General features: G+C 69.0%; 17 protein-coding genes and 2 riboswitches. Of the genes, 15 read left to right on the top strand and 2 right to left on the bottom strand.

Annotation, left to right across the window (positions count from 1 at the left end; all coding sequences use genetic code 11):
* Positions 1–53 precede the first annotated feature (53 nt).
* From AC6I9V_RS05340 to AC6I9V_RS05295, 10 genes are read left to right on the top strand one after another with little or no spacing between them, the layout of a single operon-like run.
* Positions 54–950, top strand: coding sequence for a flagellar motor switch protein FliM (locus tag AC6I9V_RS05340; protein WP_349414466.1), 897 nt, complete (start codon positions 54–56; stop codon positions 948–950).
* Positions 947–1,675, top strand: a complete 729-nt coding sequence (fliN, locus tag AC6I9V_RS05335) for a flagellar motor switch protein FliN (RefSeq protein WP_497898603.1) — start codon at positions 947–949, stop codon at positions 1,673–1,675. Before AC6I9V_RS05340 ends, fliN begins: the two co-directional genes overlap by 4 nt.
* Positions 1,676–2,278, top strand: a complete 603-nt coding sequence (gene fliO, locus AC6I9V_RS05330; RefSeq protein ID WP_497898602.1) for a flagellar biosynthetic protein FliO — start codon at positions 1,676–1,678, stop codon at positions 2,276–2,278.
* Entirely contained in the window at positions 2,275–3,105 is an 831-nt protein-coding gene (gene fliP / locus AC6I9V_RS05325; protein WP_497898601.1) for a flagellar type III secretion system pore protein FliP, read from the top strand. The genes fliO and fliP overlap by 4 nt, the downstream gene beginning before the upstream one ends.
* Complete coding sequence (gene fliQ, locus AC6I9V_RS05320; RefSeq protein WP_349414461.1) at positions 3,102–3,377, top strand: flagellar biosynthesis protein FliQ; 276 nt, start codon at positions 3,102–3,104, stop codon at positions 3,375–3,377. The genes fliP and fliQ overlap by 4 nt, the downstream gene beginning before the upstream one ends.
* Before the next feature lies 1 nt (position 3,378).
* A complete protein-coding gene (locus AC6I9V_RS05315; RefSeq protein ID WP_497898600.1) occupies positions 3,379–4,137 on the top strand; it encodes a flagellar biosynthetic protein FliR in 759 nt (252 codons plus the stop codon).
* Positions 4,137–5,219: an EscU/YscU/HrcU family type III secretion system export apparatus switch protein gene (locus AC6I9V_RS05310; RefSeq protein ID WP_497898599.1), complete on the top strand. Its 1,083-nt coding sequence runs from the start codon at positions 4,137–4,139 to the stop codon at positions 5,217–5,219. Before AC6I9V_RS05315 ends, AC6I9V_RS05310 begins: the two co-directional genes overlap by 1 nt.
* A gap of 49 nt (positions 5,220–5,268) precedes the next feature.
* Entirely contained in the window at positions 5,269–7,317 is a 2,049-nt protein-coding gene (locus AC6I9V_RS05305) for a flagellar biosynthesis protein FlhA (RefSeq protein WP_349414458.1), read from the top strand.
* Positions 7,295–8,485, top strand: a complete 1,191-nt coding sequence (locus AC6I9V_RS05300) for a hypothetical protein (RefSeq protein ID WP_497898598.1) — start codon at positions 7,295–7,297, stop codon at positions 8,483–8,485. Before AC6I9V_RS05305 ends, AC6I9V_RS05300 begins: the two co-directional genes overlap by 23 nt.
* Positions 8,486–8,494: 9 nt before the next feature.
* Positions 8,495–8,755 carry a carbon storage regulator gene (locus AC6I9V_RS05295; protein WP_349414456.1) on the top strand — a complete coding sequence of 87 codons (261 nt, stop codon included), beginning with the start codon at positions 8,495–8,497 and terminating at the stop codon, positions 8,753–8,755.
* Positions 8,756–8,761: 6 nt separating this feature from the next.
* Here AC6I9V_RS05295 and AC6I9V_RS05290 read toward each other — a convergent pair whose 3' ends face one another.
* Complete coding sequence (locus AC6I9V_RS05290) at positions 8,762–9,277, bottom strand: flagellar protein FlgN (RefSeq protein ID WP_497898597.1); 516 nt, start codon at positions 9,275–9,277, stop codon at positions 8,762–8,764.
* 225 nt (positions 9,278–9,502) lie between these two features.
* Here AC6I9V_RS05290 and AC6I9V_RS05285 point away from each other — a divergent pair, with 225 nt between their 5' ends.
* Positions 9,503–10,321, top strand: coding sequence for a sigma-70 family RNA polymerase sigma factor (locus tag AC6I9V_RS05285; RefSeq protein WP_349414454.1), 819 nt, complete (start codon positions 9,503–9,505; stop codon positions 10,319–10,321).
* 136 nt (positions 10,322–10,457) lie between these two features.
* A complete protein-coding gene (locus tag AC6I9V_RS05280; protein ID WP_349414453.1) occupies positions 10,458–10,940 on the top strand; it encodes a Dps family protein in 483 nt (160 codons plus the stop codon).
* Between the two features lie 101 nt (positions 10,941–11,041).
* Here the strand turns inward: AC6I9V_RS05280 and AC6I9V_RS05275 are convergent, their stop codons facing one another.
* Complete coding sequence (locus AC6I9V_RS05275; RefSeq protein ID WP_497898596.1) at positions 11,042–12,613, bottom strand: MFS transporter; 1,572 nt, start codon at positions 12,611–12,613, stop codon at positions 11,042–11,044.
* A gap of 68 nt (positions 12,614–12,681) precedes the next feature.
* On the opposite strand from AC6I9V_RS05275, the gene AC6I9V_RS05270 reads away from it, so the two are divergent.
* From AC6I9V_RS05270 to gcvT, 3 genes are all read left to right on the top strand, one after another.
* Positions 12,682–13,221 (top strand): TetR family transcriptional regulator, encoded by a 540-nt coding sequence (locus tag AC6I9V_RS05270; protein WP_349414451.1) that lies wholly within the window; start codon positions 12,682–12,684, stop codon positions 13,219–13,221.
* A gap of 187 nt (positions 13,222–13,408) precedes the next feature.
* Positions 13,409–13,507, top strand: a riboswitch (glycine riboswitch).
* Position 13,508: 1 nt separating this feature from the next.
* A riboswitch (glycine riboswitch) is annotated at positions 13,509–13,623 on the top strand.
* 51 nt (positions 13,624–13,674) lie between these two features.
* The gene (gcvP, locus tag AC6I9V_RS05265) at positions 13,675–16,524 is read left to right on the top strand and encodes an aminomethyl-transferring glycine dehydrogenase (RefSeq protein WP_497898595.1); all 2,850 of its coding nucleotides are present in this window, start codon (positions 13,675–13,677) and stop codon (positions 16,522–16,524) included.
* A 9-nt stretch (positions 16,525–16,533) separates the two neighbouring features.
* The gene (gcvT, locus tag AC6I9V_RS05260) at positions 16,534–17,667 is read left to right on the top strand and encodes a glycine cleavage system aminomethyltransferase GcvT (RefSeq protein ID WP_497898594.1); all 1,134 of its coding nucleotides are present in this window, start codon (positions 16,534–16,536) and stop codon (positions 17,665–17,667) included.
* The last annotated feature ends 393 nt before the right edge of the window (positions 17,668–18,060 follow it).

The following is an 18,060-nucleotide window of genomic DNA, read 5'->3' as shown; positions in this document are numbered from 1 at the left end:
TTGCCTCGGGCGGACGCCTTACGGCGGCGGATCCCTTGCCGATAGTGGCAACCGTGAGTGTTCTGGATGAGCGGGAAGTGGTACGGGAGCGGACCGTCAGCGTCTATGACTTCCGGCGTCCCGCGACGCTGGCGCGAGAGCACAGCCGCGTCCTGGAACTCGCCTTCGAAACCTTCGCCCGGCAGTGGGGAACCCAGCTGACCGCCAAGGTCCGGGTGAAATCCGTGGTCCGGCTCGAAGACGTCAGCATGCAGAGCTACGACGAGTACGCGGCCTCCCTGCCGGCCGTGACCGCGATGGTCCTGTGCACCGTCGAGGCACACGACTCCAAGCTCGTGGTGCAGTTCCCCGCCCCCTCGGCCCTCGGTTGGATCAACCGGATGCTCGGCGCCTCGAACGATACGGCGATGCCGGACCGGAAGTTCACCCAGATCGAACAGGCCCTGGTCAAGGGGCTCATGGACGAAGCCCTCGAAGACCTCGGCTACTCGCTCGGGCCGCTGCTGAGCGAAACCATCCGGGTGGACACCGTCCAGTACAACTCCCAGTTCGCGCAGGCCGCAGCGCCCAGCGAACTGATGATCGTCGCCGCGTTCACCATCAACGTCGGCAACATCAGCGCCCCCGCCACCCTGGCGGTCCCCGCGGGCATCCTGCTGGGACGGCTGAAGAAGGTCAACCCGACGGACAACCGCGGCGACGCCGCCGCCCGCGTCAGCTCCCAGCTGGAACGCGTCCCGGTGGAACTCTCGGTCCGGCTCTCGACGTCGTACGTCACACCCAGCCAGGTCCTGGGCCTCGCGGTCGGGGACGTCCTGACCCTCCCGCACCTGGAAAACCGGCCCTTCGACCTCACCCTGGACGGCACGAGGCTGGCCACCGCCGCCCCGGCCCGCAACGGGTCCCGGGCCGCTGCCGTCATTGTCACAATCGAGGAGAACAACCAATGAGCATCACCCTGACCAAGCACGAATCGTCGGCGGAACGGCTTGTTGAGGAGCTGCCGAGCCCGGTTGCCCTGAAGGTTGTTGCCCTGGTCCCGGCACGCGCCGCGGCCCCCTACGCCCGGCAGGCCGTCACCGCGACCTTCGTCGGTTCCGTCACCGCCGACCTGGCCCTGATGCTCAGCGACCGCACCTTCCTGGACGAGGCGGCCGGCGGCATGGCCGGCGGCCAGCTCGGCGTCGTCTCCGTCACCGACGTGCTCCGCCCGGCGATGGAAAGCGCCAGCTCCGTCTTTGGTGCCGGCGTGCTCTCCGACCTGCGTGAATCCGACGCCTCCGGGCTGCTCTCGGACCCGGACACCGCCGTCTTCGAACTCTCCGACGGCACGGCCCCGGCGGCCTGGTTTGCCGTCCGGCTGCGCGAACACGGCAGCAGCCAGGACCGCGCCGGCGACCTGTTCGGCAGCGGCGACACCGTGGCCGGCCGGCTGGGCCGCATCAACAACATCGAGATGGCCCTGACCGTGGAGATCGGCCGCACCCGCATGTCCGTCCGCGACGTGCTCTCGCTCGAACCCGGCAAAATCATCGAACTCGACCGCTCCGCCGGCGCCCCGGCCGACGTGCTGCTCAACGGCCGCTTGATCGCCCACGGCGAGGTTGTGGTCCTGGACCAGGACTACGCCGTGCGGATCACCCGGATCCTCGACGTGGCCGAGGGGCTCAGCTGAATGGACTCGCTGATCCTTGGGCTGCGGGTAGCCGTAGCCCTGGGCGCGGTGCTCGGCCTGATCTGGCTGCTCCAACGCCGTCTCGGCAAGGGCCCGGGACGCCGCCGCGCTGACGCCGCGCTGAGCGTCGTCAGCCGCCAAAGCCTCGGCCAGCGCGCCTCGGTCGTGGTGGTCGACGCCGGCGGCCACCGCTTCCTGCTCGGCGTCACCGACCACGCCGTCAACGTCCTCCACACCGGCGACATCCCCGAAGAAGCCCTTGAAGACCTGGCCCCGGAGCCCCGCCGCGGCGGGGCCGCCGGCGCGTTCGCCCAGATCCTCGCCGGCGCCTCCGCTTCCGCTTCCGCGAACGACGCCGACGACGCCGGCGCCGCCCGGCCGGCAGGCGGCCAGCCCGCGGCCGGCGCGTCGCCGGAGCTGCCGCTGTCACGCCGCAGCTCGATCCACCGCGACTCCCACACCCGGACCTCCCCGGGGCGGACCACCCCGGGACGGGATACCGGGTCCGGGAACCCGGTGCACCCGCCGCTGCACGGGTCGATCCTGGCCGGTTCCACTTGGAAGCAGGCCGCTGCCGCTCTCAGGAGCGGACGCCGCAATTGATCCGCCCCATCACCGCCCGCCGACCCGGCAGGATCCTGGCGCTCGGCCTCGCCGCCGCGCTGCTCGCTGTCCTGCTCCTGTGGCTGACTGCCTCCGCCGGGCACGCCGCGCCCGTCCCGCCGGTTCCGCCCACCCCGCCGGCCAGCCCGGACACCGGCAGCGTCAACATTGAGATCAACGGCATGGACGGGAAGCCCTCCACCGCGGTCCTGACCCTGATCGGGATCACACTGCTGTCCGTGGCGCCGGCGCTGCTGCTGATGATGACCTCCTTCACCAAGATCTTCGTGGTGCTCGCCATGACCCGCAACGCGCTATCACTGCCTTCGATCCCGCCCAACCAGGTACTGGCGGGCCTTGCCCTGTTCCTGTCCATCTTTGTGATGTGGCCGGTCATCAACGAGATGAACACCATCGGCGTGCAGCCCTACCTGAACGGCACCCTCGACTTCAACGCCGCGCTCAGCGCCGGCTCGGGGCCGCTGCAGCACTTTATGCTGGCGCACACCCGCGAGGAAGACATCGCCCTGATGACCCGCGCCGCCGGCATGGAGAACCCGGAGACCCCGGAGTCGGTGCCGCTGCAGACACTGATCCCGGCATTTATGATCTCCGAACTCCGCGCGGCGTTCATCATCGGTTTCGTCATCTTCATCCCGTTCCTCGTGATCGACCTCGTCGTCTCCGCGGCCCTGATGTCCATGGGCATGATGATGCTGCCGCCGGTCATGATCTCGCTGCCGTTCAAGATCCTGCTCTTTATCCTCGTGGACGGCTGGGGCCTGATCATCACGTCGCTGATCCAGAGTTACGCAGGCACGGGATGAACGCCAACGCCGTCCTGGACATCTGCCTCCAGGCCATGATCGTGGCCGCCAAGCTCTCGGCCCCTGTGCTGGTAACCGCGCTGGTGGTGGGCCTGGCGATCTCCCTGCTGCAGTCCATCACCCAGCTCCAGGAAGCCACGCTCTCCTTCGTGCCCAAACTCGCCGCCGTGGCGGTGGCCCTGGTGGTCTGCGGGCACTGGATGATCACGGAGATGGTCGCCTTCACGAACGACCTCTTCGCCAAGATCCCGTCCCTGCTCGGGGGCCTGTGAGGTGGGCATCCCCATCGACCAGACGTGGCTGGAAGTCCTCCTGCTGGCCACCGTCCGGATGACGGCTTTCCTGATCGTGGCGCCGCCCTTCGCGCACCAGGCGTTTCCCGGGCGGATCAAAGCCATGCTGGGCGTCGGCCTGGGCCTGGCCGTCTCGCAGCGCCTTTCCGCCGGCTACGTTGCCCGTGACACGGCGGGATTCCTCACCGGGGTGGTCCTGGAACTCGTCACCGGGCTGGTCCTGGGCTTCCTGGTCATGTTGGTCTTCGCCGCGGTCCAGTCCGCAGGCTCCCTGGTGGACCTCTTCAGCGGCTTCCAGATGGCCCAGGCGTTCGATCCGCAGATGATGGTCAACGGCGCCCAGTTCACCCGGCTGCTGCAGATGGCCGCGCTGGCCCTGTTGTTCTCCTCGGACGGCTACCAGCTGGTGATCGGGGGCCTGACCGGAAGCTTCTCCGCGCTGCCCCTGGCCGGCGGCCTTGACCTTGCCCAGCCGGTCCAGGCCATGACGTCCGCGGTGACCGGCATGTTCCTCGCCGCCGTCCAGATCGCTGGCCCGCTGCTGGTGGTGCTCTTCCTCGCCGACGTCGGCCTCGGCCTGCTGACCCGCGTGGCCCCCGCGCTGAACGCCTTCTCGCTCGGCTTCCCGCTCAAGATCATGCTGACCCTCGCGCTGGCCGGATTCCTCTTCCTTGCGCTGCCCAGGATCGTCTCCACCCTCGCCGGGCAGGCCGCCAAGACCGTGCTGGGGGTGGGCTGATGTCGGATTCACAGGAAAAGACCGAACAAGCCACCGACAAACGCATGCGGGAGGTCCGCTCCAAGGGCCAGCTCTCCCGCTCCCAGGACCTCACGGCGTGGCTGGCGGTCGGCGCCGCCGCGGTCATGATTCCCGCCACCGTGGAACGCGGGGCAAGCGCGGCCACGGACCAGGTCTTCAGCGTCAAGGGCGTGATGGCGCAGCCGGACCCAGCGAAGGCCCTCAAAGCCCTGGAAGCGGGCCTCGGCTCGCTGGCCGGAATCCTCGGCCCCATGCTGATCGTGGTCCTCGTCGTCGTCCTTGTCGGCTCCGCGCTGCAGGGCGGAATCCACCTGAAGAAATTCCGGCTGGACTTCGAGAACTTCAAACTACTCAGCGGGCTGAAGCGCATTTTCGGGACCCAGGCTCTTTGGGGCGGCGTCAAGGCCCTGCTGAAAGCCGGCGTCGTGGGCCTGGTGCTCTACTCCGTGGTGCAGGGCCTGATCCCGGTGCTGCTCACGGCGGGCGGGCTCCCGGTGTCCGGCGTCGTCGCGGCGGCCGGCGGCGGTATCTCGCAGTTGGTCCAGTTCGCCGTCTTCGCCGGCATCGCGCTGGCGGCCGTCGACTTCTTCGTGGTGATGCGCCGAAACAGGAAGAAGACCCGGATGTCCAAAAAGGAAGTCCAGGACGAGAACAAGAGCAGCGAAGGCGACCCGCTGATCCGCTCCCAGCGTCGCGCCCGGCAGCTGGCCATGAGCCGGAACCGCATGATCGCGGCGATCGGCGACGCCGACGTCGTCCTCGTCAACCCCACGCACGTGGCCGTCGCGCTGAAATACGAACCGGGAAAATCCGCCCCGCGGGTGGTGGCCAAGGGCGCCGGCCACGTCGCGGCACGCATCCGGCAGGAAGCCGAGGAACGAAACGTGCCGATGGTCCAGGACATCCCGCTCGCCCGGGCGCTGCACGGCGCCTGCGAGCTGGGGCAGGAGATCCCGGTGGATTTCTACCACGCCGTGGCCGGGGTCCTCGCCTTCGTGATGTCCCTCAAGGCCCGCGGCGCCGGCGCCGGGCTGCACCGCATGGCTGGGGCCGCGCTGTGAAGACTTTTGGCTGCACTCACCGAACCAGCGTCTGTGAAAGGACCGGATCATGAACAACAGGCTCGCTCGGCTGGCGGTGCCCATCGGCATCGTCGGCATCGTGCTGCTGCTGGTGGTTCCCGTGCCCGCGCCGCTGCTGGACTTCCTGATCGTGTGCAACATCCTGCTCGCGCTGCTGGTGCTGCTGACCAGCATGTTCGTGAAGAAGCCGCTGGACTTCTCCGTGTTCCCCTCGCTGCTGCTGGTGGCCACCCTGTTCCGGCTGGGCCTGAACGTCGCCTCCACCCGCCTGGTGCTGGGCAACGGCTATGCCGGGCAGGTCATTGAGGCGTTCGGCAAGGTGACCGTGGGCGGCTCCATGATCATCGGCGCCGTCGTCTTCCTGATCCTGGTGGTCATCCAGTTCGTGGTGGTCACCAAGGGCGCCGAGCGCGTCGCCGAAGTGGGCGCGCGCTTCACCCTGGACGCCATGCCGGGCAAGCAGATGGCGATCGACGCCGACCTCAACGGCGGGCTGATCACGGACACCCAGGCCCGGGAGCGGCGCGCGGAGGTCTCGGCCGAGGCCGACTTCTACGGCGCCATGGACGGTGCGTCCAAGTTCGTCAAGGGAGATGCCATCGCCGGCATCATCATCATCATCATCAACTTCATCGGCGGCATCGCCATCGGCATGCTGCAGCGCGGCATGGAAATCGGCGACGCCCTCAACACCTACGGCCTGCTGACCATGGGCGATGGGCTCGTCACGCAGATCCCGGCGCTGCTGATGGCGGTCTCCACCGGCATGATCGTGACCCGGTCCAACGCCGAAGCGGACATGGGCCGGACAGCCTCCACCCAGCTGCTGCAATCGCCCAACGCCCTCCTGATCGCCGGCGTGGCCGCCCTCGCCATGGCCCTGATCCCGGGCATGCCGCCCATCCCATTCGTCCTGGTCGGGGCCGGGCTGATTCTGGCCTCGCGCCGAACCGCCGCCAGCCAGCAGGAGGCCGAGCGGACCCGCGACGCCGAAGCCGCCGCGCTGAACTCCCCGGAACTGGACCCGAACGAGAAGCTGCTTGAGGACATGCGCATCCACCCTGTGGAGATCCTGCTGGCCCCGGACCTGGTCGACATGGTCTCCGGCGCCTCGGACGACCTGCTGGCCCGGGTCCGGTCGCTCCGGCACAAGATTGCCATGGAACTGGGCCTGGTCATCCCGCCGGTCCGCACCAGGGACAGCGTGGACCTGCCGCCGGCCACCTACGCCATCCGGATCGCGGGCGTGGAGGCCGGCCGTGGCACCGCCCCGGCCGGCCAGATGCTGGCCCTCGGCGACTCGCTGGACTCGCTGCCGGGCGCCGCGATGATCGAACCGGTCTTCGGCCTCGCTGGGAAGTGGATTCCGGCCGAGATGCGGCACAACGCCGAAATGACCGGGGCCACCGTGATCGACCGGGTCTCGGTGCTCGTCACCCACCTATCCTCGATCGTCACGGCCAACGCCGCCCGGCTGCTCTCCCGCGAGGATGTCCGGGTGCTGACCGAGGGAGTCCGGAAACAGAGCCCCTCCGCCGTCGACGAGCTCACCCCGGCCCTGCTCTCGCTCGCGGAGCTGCAGCGGGTGCTCCAGGGCCTGCTCGACGAACAGGTCCCGATCAACGACCTCGCCCGGATCTACGAGGCGCTGACCCTCCGGGCCAAGATTTCCACCGACCCGGAGTCCCTCGTGGAGGCGGCCCGCCAGGCCCTGGGGCCGGCGCTGACCGCCAAGTTCATGGAAGGCCCCGTGCTCAACGTGATCATGATCGATCCGCTGCTGGAGCAGTCCATGCTCGAGGACATGCGCCCGGCCGAGGGCGGCAGCCAGATTGTGATGGGGCAGGACCGGCTCGACGCCGTGCTCCGCTCGGTGCGCAACGCGGTGGATTCCGCGGCCGCCGCCAACCGGCAGGCAGTCCTGGTCTGCGCCCCTGCGCTGCGCCCGGCCATCCACCGGCTCGTCGGAGCGCAGCCGGGTTCGCTGCCGGTGCTGTCCTACCGCGAGGTCACCTCCGCCAACGTCCGGATCGAAACCGTAGGAGTCGTGCGCCATGCCGAACCGCTATCGGCTTAAGGGAGCCTCGCTGGAGGAAATCCGCAGCAAAGCGGAAGCCCAGTACGGCCCCGCGGCCCGCATCATTTCCGCGGAGCGCGTCATCAGCCCCGGCATTGCCGGACTTTTCGCCGCCAACCGCTACGAAGCCATCATCGAGGTCCAGCCCAAGCACGACGTCGTGACCGGCGAGGTGGTCCCGGACGCCGACATCCTGGCCGAGGGCGAGATCGTGGACACGCCGCGGGACGCCGTCCGCGACACGCAACGGGACACCCCCCGCGACACGCCGCGGCCGGGGGTGCCGGGCGGACTGCGGGCCGCCGCCGCGCCCGGCCACGAACTGCAGGGCGACGCGATCGCCGCCCTGCTGGCCGAAGCCGACGCCGCCGAATTGACCCTGCACCGCACGGCCAGCCCGGGAGTCTCCACCGAATCGCCGGGCTTCGCCGAACTGCTGGACCAGCTCGGTTCCGGCCTCCGCCCGCCGGCGCCCGAACCGGCACGCCCCGGCCCAAGGGTTTCGGCGCAGCCGGGGAGCGGCACAGGGGAACCACCCGCCCCGGCACCCGGCCAGCAAATGTCCGCGGTCCCGTCTGCGCCGTCGCCGTCGTCGCCGTCGTCGTCGCCGTCGCCGTCGCCGGCGGTGCGGGCCGCCGCGCCGGCACGCGAGACGGTCCCCTTCCCGCTCAGCGGCACCGGCGACCTGGTGGTCCTGGTGGGTCTCGACGACGACGCGATGGACACCGCCCTGGCCATGTCCATCGCCGCGGGCGGCGCGGACGTCCGCACCGCGGGGGAGCTCAGCGCCTACGGGCACCTGCATTTGGACGGGCGCCAGAGCGCGACGGCGGCCCGCGCCCACGCCGTCGAGACGGAGCAGACCGTGCTGGCGGCCTTCGGACTGGGCAAGGCGCGCAACACCCTGGCCCGGCTCCAGGCGATCGCGGCGCTCTCGCCGGACCAACTCTGGGTGGTCGTGGACGCCGGACGCAAACACGAGGACACCGCCCGCTGGGTCGGCCTGCTGAGGGCGCGGCTCGACGTTGCCGCAGTGGCTGTCGTGGGCGCTGCGGACACCGCCACGCCCGAAAGCGTTGACGCCCTCGGCCTGCCCGTGGGTTGGATCGACGGCCGGCCGGCGACCCGGCCGCTGCCGTGGGACGCAGCGCCCGGCCACGGAGGGTAGATTGAGAGAATGCTGGTACTTACACGCAAGCCGGGCGAACAGATCATGATCGGCGACGGCATCGTCATCACTGTTCTGGAAGGCCGCGGAGACGGCGTCCGGATCGGCATCGAGGCGCCCCGCGGGGTCCCGATCCAGCGCCGGGAAGTCATCGAGGCCATCGCCGCGGCGAACCTGGCGGCGGCCGAAGCCGGTGCGCAAGCCGGATCCCGAACCGAGGACGCCCTGCGCGGGTTGCTGCCCCCCGCGGCCGTCCGCCCCGTCGACTAACGGCGGTCAGTGGGAATTCGCGTCGTCGCCGAGGTACTGGGCCATCAGCGGCTGGGCGGCGCGGCGCGTAATGGCCAAGGCCCGGTCAATGTTTCCCGCCATCGTCAGCTGCTCCAGCATCCCGGCCGGATCGCCGGAAGCGGCGGGCAGTTGCAGGCTCGCAAGCATCTCCTCGCTGGCGCGGGCCGTGTCGCCGAGGCGGCCCAGAAGTTCCCGCAGGCCGTCCAGGTGCTCCCGCAGGACCGTCGGCCACGAACCCTGCGGGGCGGCGGCAATAAGTTCAACCAGCGTCGCCTGCGCCGGAAGACCCCATTCGGCCGCCACGGCCGCCGATTCGACGTTCCGGGCCAGCGCCTCGAACCGCAGCCGGTCCAGTACCGACTCCACCTCGGACGCGGTAAAGATCAGCCATTGGGTGTTGCCGGCAGCCACGTGCAGGCGCTGGGTTTCCAGCCTGAACAACAGCAGTTCCAACTGCCGCCGCTCCTGCCACAGCGCCGCCGAAAGATCCCCTGCACCCATGGGCCCCATTCCCTTGCCATCCCGGCCAAATTACGGCATTCCGCATTTTCCGCCAAGCTTTTCCCTGAGGCTACACGCAGATTCCAGATCAGGTGATAGGTTTCGTTCTGGGTGCTGCGCCCGAGCTTCGAACACCGCCTCCCATGGGGGGAGCGCGGGACCGTTTGCGGGTGCGGCTCTCAGGGTTTTTAAGCTCCTGATCCGGTCTCATGGGGGGACACACTATTGAATCGCGTGGAACGCAACGAGATGGTCACCCAGCACCTTCCGCTGGTGGGTTATCTCGTCTCAGATTTGTGCTCGAAGGCGTCCCACCTCTCGCGCGATGACCTGGCGTCGGCTGGCGCCGTTGCCTTGATTACGTCGGCGGACTCCTTCGACCCCGACCTTGGCGTGCCCTTCGGCGCCTTCGCCCGGCGCCGCATCCTGGGCGCCTTCGCGGACGAAATGCGGGCCAGCGACTGGGCCACCCGCTCCGCGCGCCGTCGTATCAAAGAGACCATGTCCGTCCAGGAGACCCTCGCCGCCGCCCTCGGCCGCACGCCCTCGGTGGACGAGATTGCCTCCGCGCTGGGTGTCCAGCAAAGCGTGGTGGAGGCGGCGCTCGCAGACGCGTCCCGCACCCTCACGCCGCTCGACGACGCCGTTGTGGACACGCTGGCGGCGGAAACCCTGTCTCCGGAGCACTCGGTGCTCGCGGACGAACGGCTCCAGTACCTGCGGGCCGCCGTGAAGTCCCTCCCGGAGCGGATGCGCTATGTGGTCGAGGAGATCTACTTCGGGGACCGCACCGTCAAGGACCTGGCCGCCGAGCTGGGTTCCACGCACGCCGCGGTGTCGCAGCAGCGCGCCGAAGCGATCCGGCTGATGCGCGACGGCCTCACCGCCCACTACGCCGACGACCCGGACCAGAGCTTCGAGCCGCAGTCGCGGATCACGCCGCGCCGCCGGAACGATTACCTGGCCCAGCTCTCCGAAGCGACTGCCGGCGGGATCACCCGGGCCATCTTCCCGCAGGGGCCGATGCTCAACCAGGCCGTCTAAAGCCGCTCGGAACGCTTACTAAGCTCACTTAGTAAGCTGACCGTGAAATTCACCCGCGGCCATCGCGGGCCGCGTCCTCCCTGGGGTACCGTCTGAGGCATAACGCCGTACCAGCCGTTCCGATCAAGGAGGATGCATGAAAGCAACACCCACCCTGACAAGCAACCTGCAGGCCGTTCTCGTGGACCTGATTGAACTCCACGTCCAGGGCAAACAGGCGCACTGGAACATCGTGGGAACCAACTTCCGCGACCTCCACCTCCAGCTCGACGAGATCATCGAAGCCGCCCGCGGATTCGCCGACGACCTGGCCGAGCGGATGCGCGCCCTGCACGCCCTGCCGGACGGCCGCAGTTCCACCGTCTCCAAGTCCACCGCCCTTGCGGAATTCCCGGCCGGGCTCATCAACACCAAGGACGCGATCGACAAGATCGTCGCCGCGCTCGAAGCCGCCGTCGGCACCATGCGCAAGGTGCACGACGAGGTGGACGAGGAAGACCCCACCACCGCGGACCTGCTGCACGAATTCATTGCCAAGTTCGAGCAGTTCGCCTGGATGGTGAACGCTGAGACCATGCGTGCCTCCGCCAGCGTCACCACCCCTGACGCCAAGAAATAGACGCAACCTTCCACGCGCCTTTCCAAGCGTCCGGCGCCGGGTTTCCCTCCCGGCGTCGGGCGTCCGGCGTTTAACGCGCTTTACCCCTCGGGTAAGCCTGTTCAGGCGGCCCTCGGCACTTTACGCAGTACGACGGCGGCGAGGACGGCCGCGCCCGCCATCAGCACCAGGGCAATCGTGGCCGTGATGTGGACGCCGGAGTCGAATGCGGTCCTGGCGGCGGCCGTCACGGCCTCGGCCAGCGGGGCCGGGAGGCTCCGGGCCAGCTCGGTTGCCCCGGCAAGGGTCTCGCCGGCCTGGTGGGCCGCCCCGGGGCCGGCGCCGGCGACGTCGGCGGGCAACCTGAGGTTCCGCTGGTAGGACGCGGTAAGGATCGAGCCGAGGATGGCGGTGCCGAGCAGGGAGCCGATCTCATAACCGGTTTCCGAAATGGCGGCCGCCGCGCCGGATTTCGCGGCCGGGACGGCCCCTAGGATCAGGTCGTTGGAGATGGTCTCGGCCGCGCCGACGCCCAGGCAGAGCACCAGCAGCGCCGCCAGCAACATGCCGGGACCGGCGCCGTGGTCGCCCACGGCCACCAGGGCATAGCCCGTGGCGCTCAACAGCAGCCCGCCCGCCACCACAAAGCCCGGGCGGACCTTGCGCACCAGCGGCACCGCGAGCAGGCCCGCGACAACCGTGGCGGCCAGGGCCGGAACCATCGCCAGTCCGGACTCCGACGGCGACTGGCCCTCGAGCAGCTGCAGGTGCTGGGCGAGGAAGAGAATAAAGCCGTTGTAGGAAAACAGCGCCAGCACGTTCGCCGTGATGGCGGTGCTGAAGACCGGGTTGCCAAAGAGGCTGAGGTCCAGCAGGGGAGCCGTCGCCGGCGAGGCTGCTAGCCGGCGCTGGCGGCGGACGAAGGTGTACCCCATCAGGAGACCGACGCCGAGGGCGGCCAGCGCCTCCGGTGCCGGGCCGTGGGTCGCCAGGATCTTGATGCCGTACACCGCCGGGACCATGGCCAGCAGGGACAGGGCGATGCTGGGTACGTCCACGGGGCCGGGCTTCGGGTCGCGGGATTCCGGGATCAGCGCCGGACCGAGGGCCAGCAGCGGCAGGATGATGGGCACCGCGACGAGGAGAACCGCACCCCACCAGAGGTGCTCCACCAGCCAGCCGCCCAGGATGGGGCCCAATGCCGCGCCGCCGGAGAAGCCGGCGGCCCAGATCGCCACCGCGAGCCGCCGCCGGTTGGGCTCCGGAAAGATGTTCCGGATCAGCGACAGGGTGGATGGCATCAGCATGGCGCCGAAGAAACCGAGCCCGGCCCGGCCGGCGATCAGCCACTCCGCGCCGGGTGCAAAGGCCGTCACCGCGGAGACGGCCGCAAAGCCCGTGCTGCCGACCAGCAGCAGCCGCCGGCGGCCAATCCTGTCACCCAGGCTGCCAATCGCCACGAGCAGGCCGGCCAGGACCAGCGGGTACGAGTCAACAATCCAGAGCAGTTCCACCCCGGTGGCATCCAGGCTTCGGGCAATCGCGGGCAGCGCGAACGTCAGGGCCGTGTTATCCACGGCCACCAGCAGCACCGGGAACATCAGCAGGGTGAGCGCCAGCCAGTCCCGCCAGGGCGCGCGCGGCTCCGGGGCCGTGGCGGTGCGGTCAGGGTCCGGCAGGAATATGGTGCTCATAAAAGATAACTGTACCGTCTGGACGGTATAGTTAAGAAATGCGCGTCCCGACAGGCATGATGTAATCCATGGCCAGAAAACCCGTCGCCCGCGAAGCCGTCCTCGACGCCTTCGAATCCCTGCTCATCGCCGAGGGGGAACGCGCCGCGACGCTGGATGCGGTGGCCAGGCTGGCAGGTGTCTCCAAGGGCGGCCTGCTGTACCACTTCCCGAACAAGGAAGCCATGATCGCGGTGTTGCTCGAGCGCCTGGACCGGCTGCTCGCCGAAGACCTGGATGCCATGGCCGCCGCGCCGGAGGGGGCGGCGGCGTACTTCATCAAATCCTCCGTGTGGGCCGACACCCCGCTGGACCGGGTGTTTGTGGCCGCTACCCGGCTGGCCGAAGTGGCGCACGCTGAGACCCTGCAGCGGATGGCCGGGGTCCAGGCCAGCTGGCTGGCACTGCTCGCTGCCGACGTCGGACCTGCGATGGCCAAGGCTGTGCTGTACATGGGGGATGGGCTGTACTTCAACGCGATGCTCGCGCGGGCTCCCGGCGGGGCGCCGCCGGAGGTGGCCGGCGACGTCGACGGCCTGCTCGCCGCCGTCGAACGGCTGCGCGGCTGAGTGGGCGCTCCAACCCGGGGAGGCTCCCGCAGGTGTGGCGGGTTGGTGCGGGAGCGTCCCATCAGGGGGCCTGCGGCGGCACCCGAAGCGTGACCCGAACCGCTCCGTGCGCCGGAGTTTGCGGACGTGCCTCCGGCATAGGACAATGGGACTTGTGACTGCGGTCACGAGCAATTGAATATGCCTTTGATCTGCGGCGGGAGAGTTCTGCAAGTAGGTACAAGCAGGCGCCGTAGGAGCAAACCCTCCCCAGGAATCTCTCAGGCCCATGTACCGCCGCGGCAAGGCAACTCTGGAAAGCAGCAGGCACGCCCCGGGCGCGCCGTGCTCACCGACGGTGCAAGCGGAGCCTCGCGAAAGCGGTTGCGCGGAAACTCTCAGGTCCAATACAGAGCGGGGAGGAACCCGAATCAATGTGGCGTACCCTGCGCCGCCTTAGTTATGGAGTTCCTTGTGACTGTTACCTCAGCCTCCACGTCCTTCGTTGACCGGCACATCGGCGCCCGCCGCCAGGCCGACGTCGACACCATGCTGAAGGCTGTCGGCCACGACACCGTCGACGCGCTGGTGGACACCGCCGTTCCGAAGGACATCCGCCAGGACTCCGACCTGGCGCTCGCCGCGGCACTGAGCGAAGTCGAAGTCCTCGCCGAGCTGCGCAAGCTGGCCGCCAAGAACAAGACCGCCGTGCAGATGATCGGCCAGGGCTACTACGACACCGTCACCCCGGCCGTGATCCGCCGCAATATCCTCGAAGCCCCGGCCTGGTACACCGCGTACACGCCGTACCAGCCCGAAATCTCGCAGGGCCGGCTCGAGGCGCTGCTGAACTTCCAGACCATGGTCCAGGACCTCGTGGGCCTGCCGATCGCCAACGCCTCGCTGCTGGACGAAGCCACCGCCGTCGCCGAGGCCGTGCTGATGATGCGCCGGGCCAACAAGAACAAGACGGCCCACGACGGCAAAACCGTCCTCGACGCCGACTGCCTGCCGCAGACCATCGCCATCGTCCAGGGCCGCGCCGAGGCCCTCGGCTTCGAAGTTGAGGTCGCAGACCTGTCCAAAGGCCTGCCCGAGGGCGTCATCAACGGCGTTGTGCTGCAGCAGCCGGGCGCTTCCGGCCGCGTGTTCGACCACACCACCGTGATCGCCGAGGCCAAGGAACGCGGCGCGCTCGTCACGGTGGCGGCGGACCTGCTGTCCCTGACCCTCATCACCTCCCCGGGCGAGCAGGGTGCGGACATCGCCGTCGGCTCCGCCCAGCGCTTCGGCGTCCCGCTGTTCTTCGGCGGCCCGCACGCCGCCTACATGGCCGTAGCCAAGGGCCTCGAGCGCTCCATGCCCGGCCGCCTCGTCGGTGTCTCCAAGGACAACGCCGGCATGCCCGCCTACCGCCTGGCGCTGCAGACCCGCGAGCAGCACATCCGCCGCGAGAAGGCCACCTCCAACATCTGCACGGCCCAGGCGCTGCTGGCCATCGTGGCCTCGTTCTACGCCGTCTACCACGGCCCGGACGGGCTGAAGGCGATCGCCGAGACCGTCCACAACAACGCCCGCACCATCGCCGCCTCGCTCAAGGGCGCCGGCCTTAACGTGCTGCACACCTCGTTCTTCGACACTGTCACCGTCTCGGTTCCGGGCAAGGCCGCGGAGATCATCGCCGCCGCCGATGCCAAGGGCATCAACCTGCGTTCCATCGATGCCGACACGGTCGGCATCTCCGCCGATGAGGCGACGACGGCGGCAAACGTTGCCGACGTCGTCGCCGCCTTCGGCGCCACGGTGGTTGATTCCGTGGAAGGCTTCGCCCTGGACGCCGCCGTCGAGCGCACCTCCGACTACCTGCAGCACCCGGTCTTCAACACGCACCGTTCCGAGACCCAGCTGCTGCGCTACATCCGCCGTCTCTCGGACCGGGACCTCGCGCTGGACCGGACCATGATTCCGTTGGGTTCGTGCACCATGAAGCTGAACGCCACGGCCGAGATGGAAGCGATCTCCTGGCCGGAATTCGCCTCCATCCACCCCTTCGCCCCCGACTCCCAGACCGCCGGCTGGCGCGAACTGATCGAGGACCTCGAAGCCCAGCTGACCGAAATCACCGGCTACGACCAGGTCTCCATCCAGCCCAACGCCGGCTCCCAGGGCGAGCTCGCCGGCCTGCTCGCGATCCGCGGCTACCACCACTCCCGCGGCGAAGCTCAGCGCAACGTCTGCCTGATCCCGGCCTCCGCGCACGGCACCAACGCCGCCTCCGCGGTGCTGGCCGGCATGAAGGTCGTCGTCGTGGCCACCGCCACCGACGGCACCATCGACCACGCGGACCTCACCGCCAAGATCGAGGCCAACAAGGACGCCCTGTCCTGCATCATGATCACCTACCCGTCCACGCACGGCGTCTACGACGCCGACGTCCGCGAAGTCTGCGACGCCATCCACGCCGCCGGCGGCCAGGTCTACATCGACGGCGCCAACCTCAACGCCCTCGTCGGCCTGGCCCAGCCGGGCCAGTTCGGCGGCGACGTCTCACACCTGAACCTGCACAAGACCTTCTGCATCCCGCACGGCGGCGGCGGGCCCGGCGTCGGCCCGGTCGCGGCCAAGGCGCACCTGGCCCCGTTTATGCCGGGCAACGCAGCCGACCCCGCCAACGGGGCCGAAGGCACCCCGATCTCCGCATCCCGCTACGGCTCCGCCGGCGTCCTGCCGATCTCCTGGGCGTACGTGAAGCTCATGGGCGGCCAGGGCCTGACCGAGGCCACCAAGTCCGCCCTGCTCGCGGCCAACTACATCGCAGCCCGGCTCAACGACTCCTTCCCGGTGCTCTACACCGGCGAAGGCGGCCTGGTGGCCCACGAATGCATCCTGGACCTGCGCGAGCTCACGGCCAAGACCGGCGTCACCGCCGAGGACGTCGCCAAGCGCCTGATCGACTACGGCTTCCACGCCCCCACCCTGGCGTTCCCCGTGGCGGGCACCCTGATGGTCGAACCCACCGAATCCGAGGACCTCGGCGAGATCGACCGGTTCATCACGGCAATGATCGCCATCCGCGCCGAGATCGACCAGGTGGCGCACGGCGAGTTCAGTGTGGAGCACAGCCCGCTGCGCAACGCCCCGCACACCGCCGCTGCGGTCATCAGCACCGAGTGGACCCGCGAGTACCCGCGCGAGCAGGCAGTCTTCCCGGTCCACACGCTCAAGCAGGACAAGTACTTCCCGCCGGTCGGCCGGATCGACGGCGCCGCCGGCGACCGCAACCTGATCTGCTCCTGCCCGCCGCTGTCCGAATTCGAAAACTAAGGATTGTTGATGACTGAGAACTACACGGCCCTTTACGAAGAGCACAAGAAGCTCGGCGCCTCCTTCACCGACTTCGGCGGCTGGCAAATGCCGCTCAAGTACAGCTCCGAACTCGCCGAACACCACGCCGTCCGCAAGTCCGCGGGCCTGTTCGACCTCTCCCACATGGGCGAAGTCTGGGTCACCGGCACCGATGCCGCCGCATTCCTGGACTACGCCCTCGTGGGCAAGATCTCCGCGATGGCCATTGGCAAGGCCAAGTACTCGCTGATCTGCAACGAGGACGGCGGCATCATCGATGACCTCATCACCTACCGGCGCGGCGACCAGAAGTTCCTGGTGGTTCCCAACGCCGGCAACGCCAAAGTCGTCGCCGAGGCCCTGGCCGAGCGCGCTGCAGGCTTTGACGTCACGGTCGAGGATGCCTCCGCGGCAACCTCGCTGATCGCCGTCCAGGGCCCCAAGGCGGAGGCCATCCTGCTCCGTCTGGTCCCCGCGGCCCAGCACGATCTCGTCACCGGACTGAAGTACTACGCCGCCGTCGAGGTCCCGTTCATGTTCGGCGGGGCCAGCCAGGACCTCCTGCTGGCCCGCACCGGCTACACCGGCGAGGACGGCTTCGAAATCTTCGTCGCCAACGACGACGCCGCCACCCTCTGGCAGGCGCTGGTCGCCATCGCCGAAGACGGCGAACTGACCCCTGCGGGCCTCGCCTCCCGCGACTCGCTCCGGCTCGAGGCCGGCATGCCGCTCTACGGCAACGAGCTCTCCCTGGACGGCGACCCGTTCGCAGCCGGCCTTGGCCCCGTCGTCGCGCTGTCCAAGGAAGGCGACTTCGTTGGCAAGGCAACCCTGGCCGCCAAGAAGGAAGCCGGCGCCGGAGCCACCACGGGCCGGAAGCTCGTCGGACTCAAGGGCCTCGGACGCCGGGCCGGCCGCGGCCACTACCCTGTCCTGAAGGACGGCAATGTTGTCGGCGAGGTCACCTCCGGCCAGCCGAGCCCGACCCTGGGGTACCCCGTTGCGATGGCGTACGTGGACGTCGAGTTCACCGACCCCGGCACCGCCCTGGACATCGACCTGCGCGGCAAGAACGAGCCGTTCGAAGTTGTCGCGCTGCCTTTCTACAAGCGCCAAAAGTAGCCCTTCCGGTCCCGGAGCCGTGGCTGGCTCCGGGACCGGCGGGCCCCGGCTTCGGGGCCGGCCGGCCATGAGTTTTCACGCGTGCTCGCTCGTTCCTCGCTTAGACGCACGCTTTCGAAAACCCAGACCGGCCGGCCCCTCGTGGACAGCTCACCCTCCGTTCCAATCACCTCGGGCGACGCTTTCGAACGCCAAGGCGCTGGAGCCAGTGCCGCCTACCGCGGCTCGGCTCTCGAAGATATCGACGGCCACTGTTTCTTTCCGGAGAACGGCGGACGGGTTTTGAAACTGTTGGCCTCCGGAACTGAACTGGGCGATAGCGGCAGGGGACCGGATTCCGGAAGCGTGCGTCTAAGCGGGGGCCCACGCCGTCAGGGTTCCCTAGCCGAGCTT

The organism is Arthrobacter sp. SlRoot2-15 (genome assembly GCF_059739345.1).
The sequence above is the reverse complement of the archived record's forward strand: the minus strand, read 5'-3'. Positions and strand labels throughout refer to the sequence as shown.

Coding starts and splice junctions, on each gene's coding strand:
- fliN (WP_497898603.1), top strand. CDS start 947: ATGAGCATCACCCTGACCAAGCACGAATCGTCGGCGGAACGGCTTGTT.
- fliO (WP_497898602.1), top strand. CDS start 1,676: ATGGACTCGCTGATCCTTGGGCTGCGGGTAGCCGTAGCCCTGGGCGCG.
- fliQ (WP_349414461.1), top strand. CDS start 3,102: ATGAACGCCAACGCCGTCCTGGACATCTGCCTCCAGGCCATGATCGTG.
- AC6I9V_RS05310 (WP_497898599.1), top strand. CDS start 4,137: ATGTCGGATTCACAGGAAAAGACCGAACAAGCCACCGACAAACGCATG.
- AC6I9V_RS05305 (WP_349414458.1), top strand. CDS start 5,269: ATGAACAACAGGCTCGCTCGGCTGGCGGTGCCCATCGGCATCGTCGGC.
- AC6I9V_RS05300 (WP_497898598.1), top strand. CDS start 7,295: ATGCCGAACCGCTATCGGCTTAAGGGAGCCTCGCTGGAGGAAATCCGC.
- AC6I9V_RS05295 (WP_349414456.1), top strand. CDS start 8,495: ATGCTGGTACTTACACGCAAGCCGGGCGAACAGATCATGATCGGCGAC.
- AC6I9V_RS05290 (WP_497898597.1), bottom strand. CDS start 9,277: ATGGGTGCAGGGGATCTTTCGGCGGCGCTGTGGCAGGAGCGGCGGCAG.
- AC6I9V_RS05280 (WP_349414453.1), top strand. CDS start 10,458: ATGAAAGCAACACCCACCCTGACAAGCAACCTGCAGGCCGTTCTCGTG.
- AC6I9V_RS05275 (WP_497898596.1), bottom strand. CDS start 12,613: ATGAGCACCATATTCCTGCCGGACCCTGACCGCACCGCCACGGCCCCG.
- AC6I9V_RS05270 (WP_349414451.1), top strand. CDS start 12,682: ATGGCCAGAAAACCCGTCGCCCGCGAAGCCGTCCTCGACGCCTTCGAA.
- gcvT (WP_497898594.1), top strand. CDS start 16,534: ATGACTGAGAACTACACGGCCCTTTACGAAGAGCACAAGAAGCTCGGC.